Origin of the sequence: Nitrincola nitratireducens, assembly GCF_000585235.1 — a bacterium.
Lineage (GTDB): Bacteria > Pseudomonadota > Gammaproteobacteria > Pseudomonadales > Balneatricaceae > Nitrincola > Nitrincola alkalisediminis.
Window position 1 is genome coordinate 292,061 of record NZ_AONB01000002.1, and the last position, 14,629, is coordinate 306,689.

General features: G+C 41.8%; 13 protein-coding genes and 1 pseudogene. 11 read left to right on the forward strand and 3 right to left on the reverse strand.

Annotation, left to right across the window (positions count from 1 at the left end; translation table 11 throughout):
- Positions 1-51: 51 nt before the first annotated feature.
- A pseudogene (locus tag D791_RS03880) lies at positions 52-1,082 on the reverse strand (AbrB family transcriptional regulator).
- 312 nt (positions 1,083-1,394) lie between these two features.
- Here D791_RS03880 and D791_RS03885 point away from each other — a divergent pair.
- Genes D791_RS03885 through D791_RS03910 form a run of 6 tightly spaced genes read left to right on the forward strand, consistent with a single transcriptional unit; the run spans position 1,395 to position 8,851 of the window.
- Positions 1,395-2,381, forward strand: a complete 987-nt coding sequence (locus D791_RS03885) for a Bug family tripartite tricarboxylate transporter substrate binding protein (RefSeq protein WP_051514138.1) — start codon at positions 1,395-1,397, stop codon at positions 2,379-2,381.
- A gap of 55 nt (positions 2,382-2,436) precedes the next feature.
- Positions 2,437-2,880, forward strand: coding sequence for a tripartite tricarboxylate transporter TctB family protein (locus tag D791_RS03890; protein ID WP_036508014.1), 444 nt, complete (start codon positions 2,437-2,439; stop codon positions 2,878-2,880).
- Between the two features lie 3 nt (positions 2,881-2,883).
- Positions 2,884-4,383 carry a tripartite tricarboxylate transporter permease gene (locus D791_RS03895; RefSeq protein ID WP_036508017.1) on the forward strand — a complete coding sequence of 500 codons (1,500 nt, stop codon included), beginning with the start codon at positions 2,884-2,886 and terminating at the stop codon, positions 4,381-4,383.
- Positions 4,383-7,013: an aconitate hydratase AcnA gene (gene acnA, locus D791_RS03900; RefSeq protein ID WP_036508018.1), complete on the forward strand. Its 2,631-nt coding sequence runs from the start codon at positions 4,383-4,385 to the stop codon at positions 7,011-7,013. The genes D791_RS03895 and acnA overlap by 1 nt, the downstream gene beginning before the upstream one ends.
- A gap of 37 nt (positions 7,014-7,050) precedes the next feature.
- A complete protein-coding gene (locus tag D791_RS03905; protein ID WP_036508020.1) occupies positions 7,051-7,791 on the forward strand; it encodes an ABC transporter substrate-binding protein in 741 nt (246 codons plus the stop codon).
- A gap of 1 nt (position 7,792) precedes the next feature.
- The gene (locus D791_RS03910; protein WP_036508023.1) at positions 7,793-8,851 is read left to right on the forward strand and encodes a lactonase family protein; all 1,059 of its coding nucleotides are present in this window, start codon (positions 7,793-7,795) and stop codon (positions 8,849-8,851) included.
- A gap of 40 nt (positions 8,852-8,891) precedes the next feature.
- Here the strand turns inward: D791_RS03910 and D791_RS03915 are convergent, their stop codons facing one another.
- Positions 8,892-9,665 (reverse strand): hypothetical protein, encoded by a 774-nt coding sequence (locus D791_RS03915; RefSeq protein ID WP_036508026.1) that lies wholly within the window; start codon positions 9,663-9,665, stop codon positions 8,892-8,894.
- A 171-nt stretch (positions 9,666-9,836) separates the two neighbouring features.
- Between D791_RS03915 and D791_RS03920 the strand changes: the two genes are divergently transcribed.
- The 5 genes from D791_RS03920 to D791_RS03940 all read left to right on the forward strand — a co-directional run bounded on the left by D791_RS03920 (position 9,837) and on the right by D791_RS03940 (position 13,803).
- A complete protein-coding gene (locus D791_RS03920) occupies positions 9,837-10,742 on the forward strand; it encodes a GntR family transcriptional regulator (RefSeq protein ID WP_036508028.1) in 906 nt (301 codons plus the stop codon).
- Positions 10,743-10,939: 197 nt separating this feature from the next.
- A complete protein-coding gene (locus D791_RS03925; protein ID WP_051514141.1) occupies positions 10,940-11,656 on the forward strand; it encodes an AzlC family ABC transporter permease in 717 nt (238 codons plus the stop codon).
- Positions 11,646-11,960, forward strand: a complete 315-nt coding sequence (locus D791_RS03930; RefSeq protein WP_036508031.1) for an AzlD family protein — start codon at positions 11,646-11,648, stop codon at positions 11,958-11,960. Before D791_RS03925 ends, D791_RS03930 begins: the two co-directional genes overlap by 11 nt.
- Before the next feature lie 76 nt (positions 11,961-12,036).
- Positions 12,037-13,125, forward strand: a complete 1,089-nt coding sequence (locus D791_RS03935; RefSeq protein ID WP_051514143.1) for a sensor histidine kinase — start codon at positions 12,037-12,039, stop codon at positions 13,123-13,125.
- Between the two features lie 6 nt (positions 13,126-13,131).
- Positions 13,132-13,803, forward strand: coding sequence for a response regulator transcription factor (locus D791_RS03940; RefSeq protein WP_036508034.1), 672 nt, complete (start codon positions 13,132-13,134; stop codon positions 13,801-13,803).
- 5 nt (positions 13,804-13,808) lie between these two features.
- Here the strand turns inward: D791_RS03940 and D791_RS03945 are convergent.
- The coding region (locus D791_RS03945; RefSeq protein WP_036508037.1) for a potassium transporter TrkG at positions 13,809-14,629 on the reverse strand (821 nt) is incomplete at its 5' end.

The following is a 14,629-nucleotide window of genomic DNA, read 5'->3' on the forward strand; positions in this document are numbered from 1 at the left end:
TAAGCATATTAAGTTGCTCTGCTATGTTAAAATGGCTACATTCGCTTCCAACTATTTTACGAATCGAAGCAATAATGGGGCAATTAATAATGAAAGTGTTAGTCTCAATAGATGGTTCAGAGCAACAAAGGCAGCCTCAAGTTGCATTGCCACGGCAATAATTGACATTTCAGCAAGTCCACCAGGCGCATAAGAAATTAAGTACGTTATCGTATCACCGCTGAGAGTAGCTGCTGCAGCGAAGCCAACAGCCACGGATACTCCAATCTGAAGGGTAACAATTGCCAATGCGGCATTCATTGCCTTTTTAAGGCTCGAGCGCGTAAGTAGACGAAATTTCGCACCTATATTAACCCCAATAAGAATTTGGGCTATAGCAACATTCCTGAGGGAATTTCCAACGTTGCGACACCGGTGAGATGCAATCCTGCACACAAGACAAATGGGATAAGAATCACACTGACTTGAAGGTTAAAACGTTTCTCACAATAAACGCCAGCAAGAATACAGATTAAAAGCCATCCCCAGTCTGTAGCAGACATCAATAAGACCTGCTCTCCATTTGATACATGTGTAAATTCAACTCCACTGAAAAGTGAGATGATGAAAGGCAATGTCAAAACAGCTAGTGCTACTCGGAAAAGATGTGCAATGGCAACTTGTGCTTGGTCACAGCGAGTTCTGTCACTTAATAGGGATATCTCAGTCATTCCTCCCGGAAGAGAACAGAGCATTGAAGTTGGAGCATCTAGCTTGAAAAATCGACGTAGTAGTAAATATCCTAGTCCTATCGTCAGAGCCATTGAGCTTATTAAAAAGATAATTGAACCCCATGCTTCGATGAGTAAAGAAAAAAAGCTCAATGTAACGGAGGCTCCAAGTAGGGCGCCGATGGAGCTTCTGACGAATGACATGACAGGTTGAATCGAGGGTGCATGAATACCTAGTGCTCCACAGAGTATGGTGACAACTAGGCTACCAATTAACCATCCAATTGGAATACCAGTCAAGGTTACTACCCACCCACCTACACTAGCGATGGAAATGAAAGTGATTGCTTTGATTAGTTTTGCTAAACGCATTTTGTATCCATTTGTATATTTTATTAATCAGAATCGATAAATAGCTTTTAATTATCTAGCTATGTGAGGTGATCGCTATACCGATAAGTATCATTCATCAATCAGTGTGAAATATTGCATATTAATAATCATAAGTACATATTTGTTTTTTGATTTGTTTTTACATGGTTTTATTTTTTTATATGTTATTGATATTAAAGGTTTTATTGTGTTTTATTTAGTTTTTATTTTATTTTGCTTCTGTGTCGATGTTGACGAATGATTTTAAGTGTCTTAAAGTGCATTTTTAGCATGTACCAGTGGAGAACAAAAATGATAAATACAGTTAAAAAAAACGTGATTGCTGCCTGTCTTCTAGGTGTATCAGCGCTCCCTTTTTCAGCGCTTTCAGACGAGTTTCCTATCAAAACAGTCAGTATTGTTGTTCCATATAATGCTGGAGGTGGAGTTGATACGGTTGCAAGAATTTTGGCGGATAATCTTCGAGAAAGTCTTGGAAGAGATGTTATTGTTGAAAATAAACCAGGTGGAAGTGGAATGATTGGCGCTAATTATGTCGCTAAATCCAATCCAGATGGTTATACGCTGTTACTTGGTTCAGCTGGTGAAACAGCGATAAATGAGTTTGTATATCAAGATAAGATGCAGTACTCACCAACAAATGACCTCACTCCAATTACACTTGTCAGTCGAATCCCAAATGTATTAGTCATTAGCCCAAGAGTGCCTGTAACTTCTCTTGATGAATTTATTGATTATGCAAAAGCAAACCCAGATAAGCTAACGTATGCTTCGAGTGGTATTGGTAATCCGCAGCATTTAAATGGAGAGTTTCTAAATAGCTTGGTAGGTATAAATATGACGCATATTCCTTACCAAGGTTCTTCAAGACAGATGGTTGATGTTGCGTCTGGCGACGTAGACTTAACTTTTGTTAGTTTTACTTCAGCTAGGGGGTTTATTGAAGACGGTAAGGTCAGAGCAATTGGTGTTACATCTGGAAAAAGAGCAGAATTTGATGAGTCAATACCTGCTTTATCAGAACATCCAATGCTCAGTGATTACGAACTAGAAAACTGGTTCGGTTTATTCGCACCGACAGGAACTCCTGATAGTATTATACATAAAATTAATGAGGCTGTTGTAAATTCTCTTGGTAGTTCAGATCTTTCATCTAGACTTAAGAATATGGGAGGAGAGTCTGCTCCCATGTCTGTTGATGATTTTAGAAGTTTTCTTGCATCTGAGCGTATTCGGTTTTCTTCAATTATAGAAAGTGCTAATTTCTCGATCGATTAATTAGATCTTGACTAAGGCGCTGTATGTTGCAGTGCCTATACCAAGGAGTTCTTCGATGACTTTTTCACGAGATTTTATTTCTGGGTTTTTGCTGGTTTTAATTGGTGCTGCTATTGCGATTTATGTTGATTCTAATTATAGAATGGGCACTCTTCGCAGTATGGGACCTGGTTACATGCCATTTTATTTATCTGTTTTATTGGCTTTTTTGGGTTTTGTTACAATTATTATTTCTCAATTAAAAAACAAAGAAGATAAAGAGGATCGAGTTTTTGATTTAAGGAAGGTGTTGCCTGTTGGGATTTCTGTATTTGTTTTTGCTAGTACAATTAATCATTTTGGATTGATTTTATCAACTGTTTTTCTGGTTTTTATATCTTCTTATGCAGATCGAAGATTTAACTGGAAGCGGTCACTATACTTATCTCTAGCTTTATGTTTTATTTCTTGGGTTATATTTGTTTTTTTTCTAAAAATGACTGTTCCTATTATTTGGTGAATTATGGATATTATTAACTCATTCTTGAATCATTTGGCTATTGGTGCAAATGAAGCATTCACACTTCAGAATTTATGGTACTGCTTGGTTGGAGTGTTTTTAGGAACTCTTGTTGGCGTAATCCCTGGATTAGGTGCGTTGATTACTATCTCCTTACTATTGCCACTCACATATCACTTAGATCCAACAGGGGCATTAATCATGTTGGCGGGTGTGTATTTTGGAGCAGACTATGGTGGCGCAACTTGCTCTATTTTGTTAGGTGTTCCGGGGCATCCAGCAGCAGCTGTTGCTGTTTTAGACGGATATCCAATGGCTAAAAAAGGAAGAGGTGGTATAGCCCTTTTTATGAAGTCGATCGCATCATTCGTTGGCTCTACAATTGGTATTTTATTACTCATGATGTTCGCTCCTATGCTGGCTTCAGCCGCATTGAATTTTGGTCCTCCTGAATATTTTGGGTTGATGTTGTTAGGGTTAGTAGCGGCCTCAACTGTTGGGGATGGGTCACCAATAAAAGGACTTGCAATGATGGTGATTGGTCTTTTAATTTCATTTGTGGGTACGGATGTCATTAGTGGTGTTGAACGCTTTACTTTTGGCTTTCCTGATCTATCAGAAGGGGTTGGTCTTATTGTTGTAGCGATGGGCGTTTTTGCTATTTCTGAGGTTATGAGAAGTGCAGGAAGTCCTAATATTCAACCTATTAACCAGAAATTTAGATTGCGTGATCAAATGCCAACGCGAGAAGACTGGAAACAATCATTTAGTCCTATCATCAGAGGGGCAAGTATAGGATCATTTTTTGGATCTCTACCCGGTACAGGTGGGGGGATGGCAACTTTTTTAGCTTATGCTGTTGAAAAGAGAGTATCAAAAAATCCAGAGAAATTTGGAAAAGGAGCTATAGAGGGAGTCGCTGCACCTGAAGCGTGTAATAATGCGGGTGTTGGAACAGCATTTATTCCAACCTTGACTTTGGGGATACCAGGAGATGCAATAATGGCTCTGTTGTTGGCTGGTCTGATTGTGCAAGGTATTCAGCCTGGTCCTATGGTAATGACAAATAATCCCGAACTTTTTTGGGGGTTGATTGTAAGCTTTTTTATTGGGAATGTAATGTTGTTGATTCTGAATATACCTTTGATAGGTGTTTGGGTTCGTTTACTTAGTATCCCATATCAGTGGTTGTTTCCAGGCATTTTATTATTTACTTGTATCGGTGTTTTCAGTACTCATTACAATATATTTGATTTGTATCTTTTGCTAGTATTTGGTTTTTTTGGATATATAGCTTGGCTTCTAAAATTAGAAGTTGTTCCTTTGATTTTAGGTTTGATATTAGGTCAGCCTCTAGAGGAGAATTTCCGTAGAGCAATGCTTATTTTTAAAGGTGACTTGAGTGTTTTTATTTCTCGACCTATTTCAGCTATAGCTATTACGGTGGCGTTACTGCTAATAATCTGGTCGATAAAGGCACAATTTGTTAGGAAACGTTTATAATGAATACAAAAAACAATGTCTTTCACTTAAAAGATCAGATCAAAATAAAGAATCAGTCATTTAATTTTCTAAATTTAGAAAAAGGTTTTGGATGCAAAGTTAAGACACTACCTGTGGTACTTAAACTTTTGCTGATTAATGTTTGTCAATATTCATCGGGCAGAGATCTTGAATCAGGTATCGAAGGGTTTTTAAGTTGGCTTGAGAATAGAACGAGTACTCAAGAGGTTCCCTATCAGCCAGGACGAGTATTAATGCATGATACGACGAGCACACCAGCTCTCGTAGATATTGCCGCAATGCGAGATACGCTCAGGGAGGCAGGGAAGGATGCTAAGCAACTGACTCCCACCCTGCATGTAGATGTGGCTGTTGATCATTCGTTGGCGGTAGAAGTGTATGCAAGCTCTACTGCTTTAGCTGATAATACGAAGCATGAGATCCGAAGAAATTATGAGCGCTACCGTTTTCTTAGGTGGGCTGCAAAAGCCTTGGGTAATGTAACAATACACCCCCCCGGTACCGGCATTATGCATACCATTAATCTTGAGCAGCTTGCCAGTGTTGTTAAAGTTGTTCAGCGTGAGGAAGAACGTTGGTTAATACCAGATATGATGCTGGGTACGGATAGCCACACACCTATGATTAACGGTATTGGGGTTTTAGGATGGGGGGTTGGAGGGCTGGAAGCTCAAACTGTAATGTTTGGTATGCCAACGATGATTCGTATTCCAGATGTGGTTGGCGTTAAGTTGATAGGTAAGTTAGCCCCCTCGGTTCAAGCTTCTGATATAGCATTGACTGTAACCCATAGGTTGCGAAAGCTTGGAGTCAGCGGAGAATTTGTTGAGTTTTTTGGGCCGGGTGTCTCGACCCTGACAGCTAGCGCGCGATCAGTTATTGCAAATATGGCACCAGAATATGGTGCGACAACGGGCTTCTTCCCAGTTGATGATCATACAATAACTTACCTGAAAGAGACTGGTCGAAGTGCGGAAAATGTCGAGTTGGTTGAAAAATACATCAAAGCTGCAGGACTTTGGTTTGATCCTATTGCGACTCCAGTTTATACAACTTCACTTGAAATTGATTTGGGCGCAATTGGATATCATGCAGCAGGGCCAAAGCGTCCACAGGATATTGTTACATTAGACGAGATACCCCTTACACTGAATGCGTGTGTGTTGCCTCGTCAGGTTGGATACCAACACATTCCTCGTTTCCCTGTTGCGATTGCAGCGATCACGAGTTGTACGAATACATCAGATCCCGCATTATTGATGGCGGCTGGCATTGTTGCAAAAAAAGCGCTTGCTCTGGGTTTAAATGTTCCTAGCTGGGTGAAAACATCTCTGGCTCCAGGGTCTCCCGCAGCACAATCCTATCTGGATAGAGCAAATCTTTTAGCTCCCTTAAACAAACTGGGATTTGGGATCGTTGGATTTGGATGTACAACCTGTATTGGGAATTCAGGACCTCTTACACACGAGATTTTTGAGTCTTATAAGCAAGGATTTATTCAGCCGGTAGCTATATTATCGGGTAACCGCAATTTTCCTGGTCGAGTACACCCCGATATCGACTTAGGCTACATTACTTCGCCAGCATTAGTTGTTATTGCCGCGCTATCTGGGGATGCCGAAAAAAACCTGATTAGTGAGCCTGTTCAAATTAATTCAGTAGGAAAACCCGTATATTTAAGTGATTTATGGCCATCTGAAATGGAAATAAAAGATGCGCTTGCAAAAGGCGTTAACAAAATTGACTTTATTCGTGACTTTACACACGCATCGCTGAATCCTTTATGGGATAGCATAGAGGCACCGGATGGTGAATGTTTTCCATGGGATGATACCTCTACTATTTTGAGACGCCCTCCGTTTGCATCGATTGATAGTGGAAGCTTATTAGGTGAGTATGAGGCTTATCCATTAATGATCATGGGTGATGATGTAACAACAGACCATATATCACCCGCCAGTGCGATACCACCAGAGAGTTTAGTTGCTGATTTTTTGGTTGAGCGAGGTGAGCTTCGTAACGATTTAAATGTATTTGCATCACGACGAGGGAATTGGGAGGTGATGTTACGTGCTACATTTCACAATAAATCTTTGGTAAATCTACTCACACCATCGGCACCTGTAGTGCATACGATGCATATTCCTTCTAAAGAGATTCTTCCTATTTGGGAGGCATCACAGCGCTATGAATCCAAGGGGGAGTCTGTTGTCATTGTTGCAGGAGAACGTTATGGGATGGGTTCATCACGTGATTGGGCTGCAAAAGGGCAGCGATTGCTTGGTGTTCGTGCAGTATTAGCAGTTAGCTTTGAGCGTATCCATCGATCTAATTTAATTGGGATGGGTATTTTACCTCTGATTTTACCAGAAGGTCTAACTCCTTATTCATTAGACTTTGCGATTGGCGACCGATTAAAGGTCTGCGCTCCTGATCATGTCTTAGTCTGCCGAGGCAATGTTCAGGTTCAGATACTGCGTCTGAACGGTCATGTAGAAACTATCAACGCAATACTCGGTATTGAAACCCAGTTAGAAATTGAGCTTCTTCGAGTGGGCGGTGTTCTACCGATGATACTGAATCAGACCTTTGTCAGTGGTTCAATATGATGTCGATGATTAACGTAGCTTTTGTAAAGGATAGAATATGAATTTGAAAGAGTTAAAAAATCATTTTGCTCCGACAGGCGTGTTAAGGGTTTCAATTAACTTAGGGAATCCAGTTTTAGCAAATCGCTCAAAGGAAACAGATGAACCGGTTGGTGTATCTGTTGATTTAGCTAAGGAGTTTGCGAAAGAGTTAGGAGTAACAGCAGAGATGATCCTGTTTGATTCTGCTGGAAAGTCAGTAGAGGCAGTGACCCAGGAGTATGCAGATATCGGCTTTTTTGCGATTGATCCACTTCGAGGAAAGTTGATTAATTTTACAGCCCCTTATATTTTGATTACTGGTAGCTATTTAGTACCTAATACTTCGCCTATTCAATCAATGGATGAGATAGATCAGTTTAATAACCGAGTAGTGGTTGGAAAAGGGAGTGCATATGATTTATATCTGACACGAGTGTTAAAAAATGCAACCATCATTCAGGCGGCAACTTCTCCAACAGTCGTAGATGAGTTTGTTGAGATTGAAGCAGAAGTTGCTGCAGGTGTCACGCAGCAGTTAGAGTTTGATTTAAAGCGCTTTCCAAATCATAGGCTCCTTCCCGGGCATTTTATGAATATTAAACAGGCAATGGGTGTTCCTAAAAGTAAGGGGGAATTTGCAGCTGAATATCTTTGGTTTTTTGTTGAGCGCATGAAGGAGTCAGGTTTTGTTGCACGTTCACTTCAGCGCCATGGTATTAAAGGGGCCTTGATAGCTCCCTTAGAAGGGAGTGCTTGACATGCTGGCATATATAGGATCTAGAACAACTAGGGAGCGTAATGCTCGGGGTGAAGGAATTAGTCTCGTTGAATGTAATGAGCTAACTGGAGAATTAGTTTTACGCTCTATTAGTAGAGGTTGGATAAATCCTTCTTACTTGTTGACTAATAAAGATTCCTCTCTCTTATACTCAGTACATGGTGATGGAGTCGAAGTAAGTGCATTTAGAATTGACCCATGTGACGGTTCAATAACGCATCTTAATACCAAGACGGTTTCCGGAACGAATCCAGTGCATTTGGCATTATCACTTGATGAACGCTCCTTAGTCATTTCAAATCATCTTACAAGTGGTTTGGTGGTTCTAGATATTTTAGAGGAGGGGGCGGTGGGTGAATTAAAGCAAATAGTAACTCTTGAAGGAAACCCAGGTCCACATCGAGTTGAGCAACCATTTTCCAAACCACACTTTAACCCTTTTGATCGAACTGGTCAGTTTGTTGTAGTTCCAGATAAAGGACTTGATAAAGTATTTAGTTTTCCTTTTAGAGCTGGAAAATTAGTGTCTAAAGAAAAAAGGATGATTGAAACGCGAGAAGGGGCGGGGCCTAGAAATTTAGTCTTTCATCCTTCAAATAAGTGGGTGTATGTGATTAATGAGTTAGACTCTACAATCACAAGCTATAAGTTTGAAATAGTGACTGGGGAGCTAATACCCTTCCAAACAATCAGCGCTCTTTGTGAAAAATATACTGGCAATAGCCGAGCATCAGGTATACAAGTAAATGATAATGGAGATATTTTATATGTGAGTAATCGTGGAGAGGATAGTATAGCAGTCTTCAAGATTAATCAGCGTACCGGCATGTTGAAAATGCTTCAGTCTGTCAGTAGTGAAGGGCGAACACCGCGCTTCTTTACGCTGAGTCCAAATGGTCGTTGGTTATACGTTCTAAATGAGGACAGTGATTCTGTTATTACATTTTCAGTCGACCCTAATACAGGTAAATTGAGTTTATCTCCGCATAAAGTGTCAATTGGTAGCCCTGTCTGTATGGTTTTTAATCAACGAGTCTAGTACCCGTTGATTAATTAATAATTTTCAGCTTGCATTACTTTTAAACTGAAAACCCGAACGTATTCCATGGATAAATTGCACTGATACCGTGGTTTCGGTGAGGGAGGTCAAATGGTTTGTAGAACGCTCCGGTTGATACTAGCTCACCTGCGTAAAGTGTGATGTTCTCTTGTCGCGCGTGATTGGCAAGATGTGTAAGTGATGTTAGAGGATTGATTCCATCTTTATCTTGAAGAGGGTAAGCAATAGCCTGTCCATCCAATTCAATGTAACTTTTGTGTAGTAGTTCATCTAAAATTGTATCACAAGGGATCATGGGCAGTGGATCACTGGTAATTAAAGCCTCGAAGCCAACGTTGTCGGCAACGAAGCTCGGCCACCCAACGGCTCTGCGATTGATAAACCGTGATCGAACTATTTCAAAGGTGAGGCAAATGTGGCTAACATCCATCCATGATATAGGTTCTACCCTATTGGGTAAGATGTCGTGTTTTAAAATCAATCCAATTTCACCTTCAATCGTAATTACTCCTGATTCAGGAACAACGACGTGTTTGTTTTTTTCAAAACAACGATTACTCAAAATTCGTCCAACGAGAGGGCGGTTCAACTGTGCTTGGGTAAGCTGATTTTCACTGGCTACCCCAAGCTTCCACCCTGTACAAGGCGATTGAGATAGATGAATAAACGCTTCCTGAGCACGATATCCTTCTTCAAGCGTGGTGGGTTTTAGGTGGCTGGGTAAGTCTGAGCAGATCTCATTTGTTGTCCAAAGTGTATTTAAATATGCTGCTGTCTCTTGATGGATATTCATTTAGTAGACCTATTGATTCAAGCGATTGTGTTTAGCCTTAAGCATATATTGATGCAATAGGTATCTTGCATTTTTAGGGTTAAAAAATCAATTAAGGGTGTGTGCTAGTCTTCATGATTAAGCGTAAAATACATGTTCGAGTATTGGGTGCGAAATAGTTAAGGGTAAACAATGAATAAAAGAGATAGTGGTGTTACAGGTAAGCTAGCTCGCCAGCTGTTGCAGGAAGTCTTGACCGGCCAGAGGCGTTTGGGTGAGCGCCTTAATGTAAAAATCATATCAGAAGAGTATAAAGTTTCAAGGACTCCAGTGAATGCGGCATTGGTTGAGCTTGAAAGAATGAAGATTGTGTATCGAGAGCCAAATAAGGGATTTTTTGTGTGTGAGGTGCTACCAGAAGACGTGAATGAATGGAGTGAGTCACCAATTCTAAGTGAGGCGGATCCTTATCACTGTTTAGCAAATGATTGGTTGAGAGATTCTATTCCTGAAACTGTTACTGAGCAGCTTATTAGAGAGCGTTACTCTATTACTAAATCAAAAGCGATAGATATTATGAATCGTGCAATGCGCGAAGGGTGGGCTGAGCGTAATGCCGGCTATGGATGGCATTTATTAGCTGTGGCAAAAACAACAGAGGCATTTAGTGAGCTGTATCGTTTTCGTATGGCTATTGAGCCTGCTGCATTGCTGGAGCCTACATTCACTTTAAATCGACAGGTGATTAATGAGCAAAGAAGTATACAAAACCGGATTTTGAGTGCACCTGAAGGGACTTTTACAGATGAGCAAATATTGGGCTTCGGCGCATTATTTCATGAAGAGTTAATTAAGCTTTCAGGAAACCCCTATTTTTTAATGGCACTACAACGTGTGAATAAAATGCGTAAATTAATGGAGTATAAAGCGAAAGTTAACCGTGACCGAATTGTTGCAAATTGTACGGAACATCTAGAAATTCTGGATTTATTAGAAGAAGGCAAGATAGTTGAGGCTTCCTACGCACTTCGGCAACATTTAAGTGCAACCCTTAACCGAAAAGCGAGTCACACTCAAGTTTGGGATCAAGAGAAATAGACTGTCCTTTCATTGGTTAAATGGATTGGTGAAGTGTTTTGATCCGTAGGCTGTATAGGCAGTTCTACTGCTTTTGATGGGGATCGCATGAGCGTATTTTTCTATTTGGTTATTGCATGGTAAGTTTGTGTATTATGCGCTTTGAAGTGAGTTCGTTAGGCGTATAGTGTATCAACGAATTATTAGGAAATACAAACGTGTCCAATACAAGGTTGCAGGAATGTTTATTAAATCGTCAACTTGTCTGGGACGGCTTTAAACAACTTTTGCCCATCTCATTGTTTGTCACTGTCTTTGGTGTGGCTTTTGGCTTGGCCGCCACTCAGGCAGGTTTAGAGAGTAGCTCAATTTTGATGATGAGTGCATGGGTATTTGCAGGGTCTTCTCAATTTGCAGCCTTGGAGTTATGGGGAGCCCATGTCGCGGTTATCCCGCTGATGATTACCGTGTTTGCCATCAATGCACGTCATTTGCTGATGGGGGCTACCCTGTATCCTTGGATTAAGCATTTACCACCAGCAAAGCGTTACGGGGTAATGTGTTTGGTATCCGATGCGAATTGGGCGATGTCGATGCAGGCATTTAACCGAGGCGAGCCAGGTTTAGGCTTGGTGTTGGGTGGAGGATTTGCACTTTGGTTGTTTTGGATGATAGGCACTTGGTTGGGTATGGCATTCGGCAGTGCTATTCAAGACCCTAGAAGCTTGGGGCTGGATATGGTGATGGGCTGTTTTATGCTGTCCATGGTAATTGGTGGTGAAAAAAATGGGCGCATCGTGGTTATTTGGATACTGGCGGCATGTTCATCCTTACTGGCTTATCGTTATTTGCCTGAAAACACTCATGTCATTGTTGGGGCCTTAGCAGGCGGGATTTTAGGTGCTGTCTGGATGGAGAAGAATCATGAGCATTGAAACGGCGGGTATCGGTGCCATTGTGGTGATTCTGATTATGTCATTTGTGACGCTCGCTACCCGTTTAGGGGGCGTTTTTGTGATGTCCTTTGTGCCGATTAGTTATCGAGTTAAACAGTTCATTGGCGCTATGTCGGGTTCGGTGCTTGTTGCGCTTGTTGCCCCTATGGCTTTAGAGGGAGACCAGGGTGCTCGGTTAGCACTGCTGACGACTCTGGTTGTTATGTTAGTGGTTAAAAAGCCTTTAGTTGCGATCAGCGCTGGTATTTTGGCAGCGGCGCTCGTTCGGTACTTGATTGGCTAAAATAGGGTGTTATTACGAGTGAATGTTATTTTCATACTAAACGCATAGTATGCAAGATCCAATGGAGTTGAGTTGAATGTTTGAAGGTATCCGACACTTGCACAAACGAAAGATAGGCATTTGGTTAATCTCAGGCCTATTGCCTGTTTTTACATCTATCGCGCTCTTATTGTTCACTGACTTTCATCATCATATCAAGCTGTTGCTTCTTTTATTGTGTGTGTTGTTGGTGGCCGTCAAGCAGGGATTAGGCCCCGCTTTATGTACCGCAATTGTCAGTTTGCTGTGTTTTAATTATTTATTTACTGAGCCCAAGTTCACCTTGGTGATGAATGAAACTGAGGACATGCTCGCATTAGGTGTTTTTTTATTCGTAGCCCTTATGATTGGACAACAAACTCAGCAGCTGCGTAAGCGCATAGAACAAGAAGCTGCGACACAGCAGGCGCTTCAACGTGTTGAAATTGAAAAAGATCGAGAGATCCTTCGCTCTGCGTTAATGAGTTCCTTGTCGCATGATTTAAAAACCCCATTAGTAACGATGATTGGGGCGACATCTTCTCTGCTGGAATTAAAAAATAGCCTATCTGAAGAGGATAAACATGAACTCTTGTCCTCGGTTATGTCTGAAGCCCAACGTTTGGAACGCTACATCCAAAATCTGCTACATATGACGCGCCTTGGCTATGGCGGTTTATCAATCGATCGGCAAACGATTGCCTTGGTTGATATTTTACAGGTGCTAAGGGCGCGCGTACTCAAGCGTTTTCCGGATGCCAATATTGTGCTTTCAGGTTTGGCATCGCTGCCGGAAGTAAACGTTCATCCTGCTTTGATTGAACAGGCTTTGTATAATTTGACCGAAAATGCGGTCAAATTTTCTCCTGAGAAAGAAGAGATACAAGTGAGGTGCCATTCAAATGATGATTGGGTTGTGATCGACATCCTGGATAAAGGACCGGGAATTCCTGAAGAGCTGCGTGAGAGCGCTTTTGATTTTTTTAACACGCTCGGTAGAGGGGATCAGCATCACGCAGGTGAAGGGTTGGGCTTAGCCATCGCTAAAGGAATGATTGGCGCGCATGGCGGACAGTTGATGATTCTTGATCCTCTTAATTCAGCGCAGGGTACGTGCATGCGCGTTATGTTGCCTATAGCTGGATAAATACAGATGTCTAAAATTTTGATAGTCGATGATGAGTCACAAATCGTTAAGTTTTTGAGCATTAGTCTCAAATCACAAGGCTATGATATTGCCATTGCACAAACTGGTCGGGAAGCGATTGCCCAAGTCGGCTTGGGCAATCCTGATGTTGTCTTGCTAGACTTGGGGCTGCCAGATCTTGATGGACAGCATGTCTTGCAGTCGATTCGCGAGTTCAGCCAAGTACCCGTGATCGTGTTGTCGGTTCGTAATCAAGAGTCGGACAAGGTGAAGGCTTTGGATGCGGGGGCCAACGATTATGTTGTTAAACCGTTTAGCGTGCCGGAGCTTTTGGCTAGAATACGAATTCAATTACGCTCTACACCTATCTCAGCCTCGAGCTTTGAATGTAAAGGGCTTTCTATTCATTATGCACAACGGCGTGTCACGTATTTAGGCCGCGATATACGCTTGTCTAAAAAAGAGTATGCTTTGCTTTGCTGTCTAAGTGAGAATCCTGGAAGTGTGATGACGCAGTCACAGCTCATGCAACGCATTTGGGGTAAGTCGCATTCAGACGACACACATTATCTGCGCATTTTAGTTGCGCGTCTTCGCGCCCGTTTGGGAGAAGATGCTAATCAGCCGAGTTTAATCGAAACGCTTCCGGGCATAGGGTATCGGCTGATTAGTGATTAATTTTTTTACCCTAAAGCAATGCGACCGCCTGCATAACGAATGGGTCTTTCAGGGCGGCTTGCGAGTGCTGTAAAAAGTAAGACAGGTGAAACCTTTCCAATCAGCATCACACAAATGATTAAAAGTTTGGAGGCTATTTGTAGATCACCAGTAAGACCCAGTGAAAGACCCACTGTGCCGAGAGCCGATACGACCTCAAAAATGACCACTAATGGGTCCTGCTCGGATTCTAATGCGAGCAATAGAATACAAATGCCTGTTAAGAGTGCCAGTGTCAGAATTAGAATGCCAGAGGCCCTTAATAAATGTTCAACGTCGAGGGTTCGACCCAACAGGCGTGTAGAGTCTCTACCTTGTAGTACCGCGAATAGGCCCGTCAAAAGTAAAATAAAGGTGGTGAATCGTATCCCACCTGCAGTTGAACCCGGCCCAGCCCCTATGACCATATTGATCATCATAAACACATGGCTTGCATGGCTCATTTCATTTAAATCGATTGAATTGAAGCCTGCGGTTCGTGTTGTCGCTGCTTGAAAAAAGGCTGAGGTAATGCGATTAAGTCCTGAGCCTAAACTTGAAGCGTTACGCTCGAACAAAAGCAAGGCTAGAGTCCCCAGTATCAGAAGAAAAAGGGTACCGTATATCATTAGGCGGCTGTGGATACTGAGGCGCTTTTGAGGTGTCATGAGTTCGTAAATGACAATAAATCCCATACCGCCAGTAATTAAGGCGAGGGCATGAATCCAGACGACCCAATTTCCACCACTGACGTCTATGAGCGAGTCAGAAAAAATCGCGAAGCCTGCATTGTTGAAGGCTGAGACTG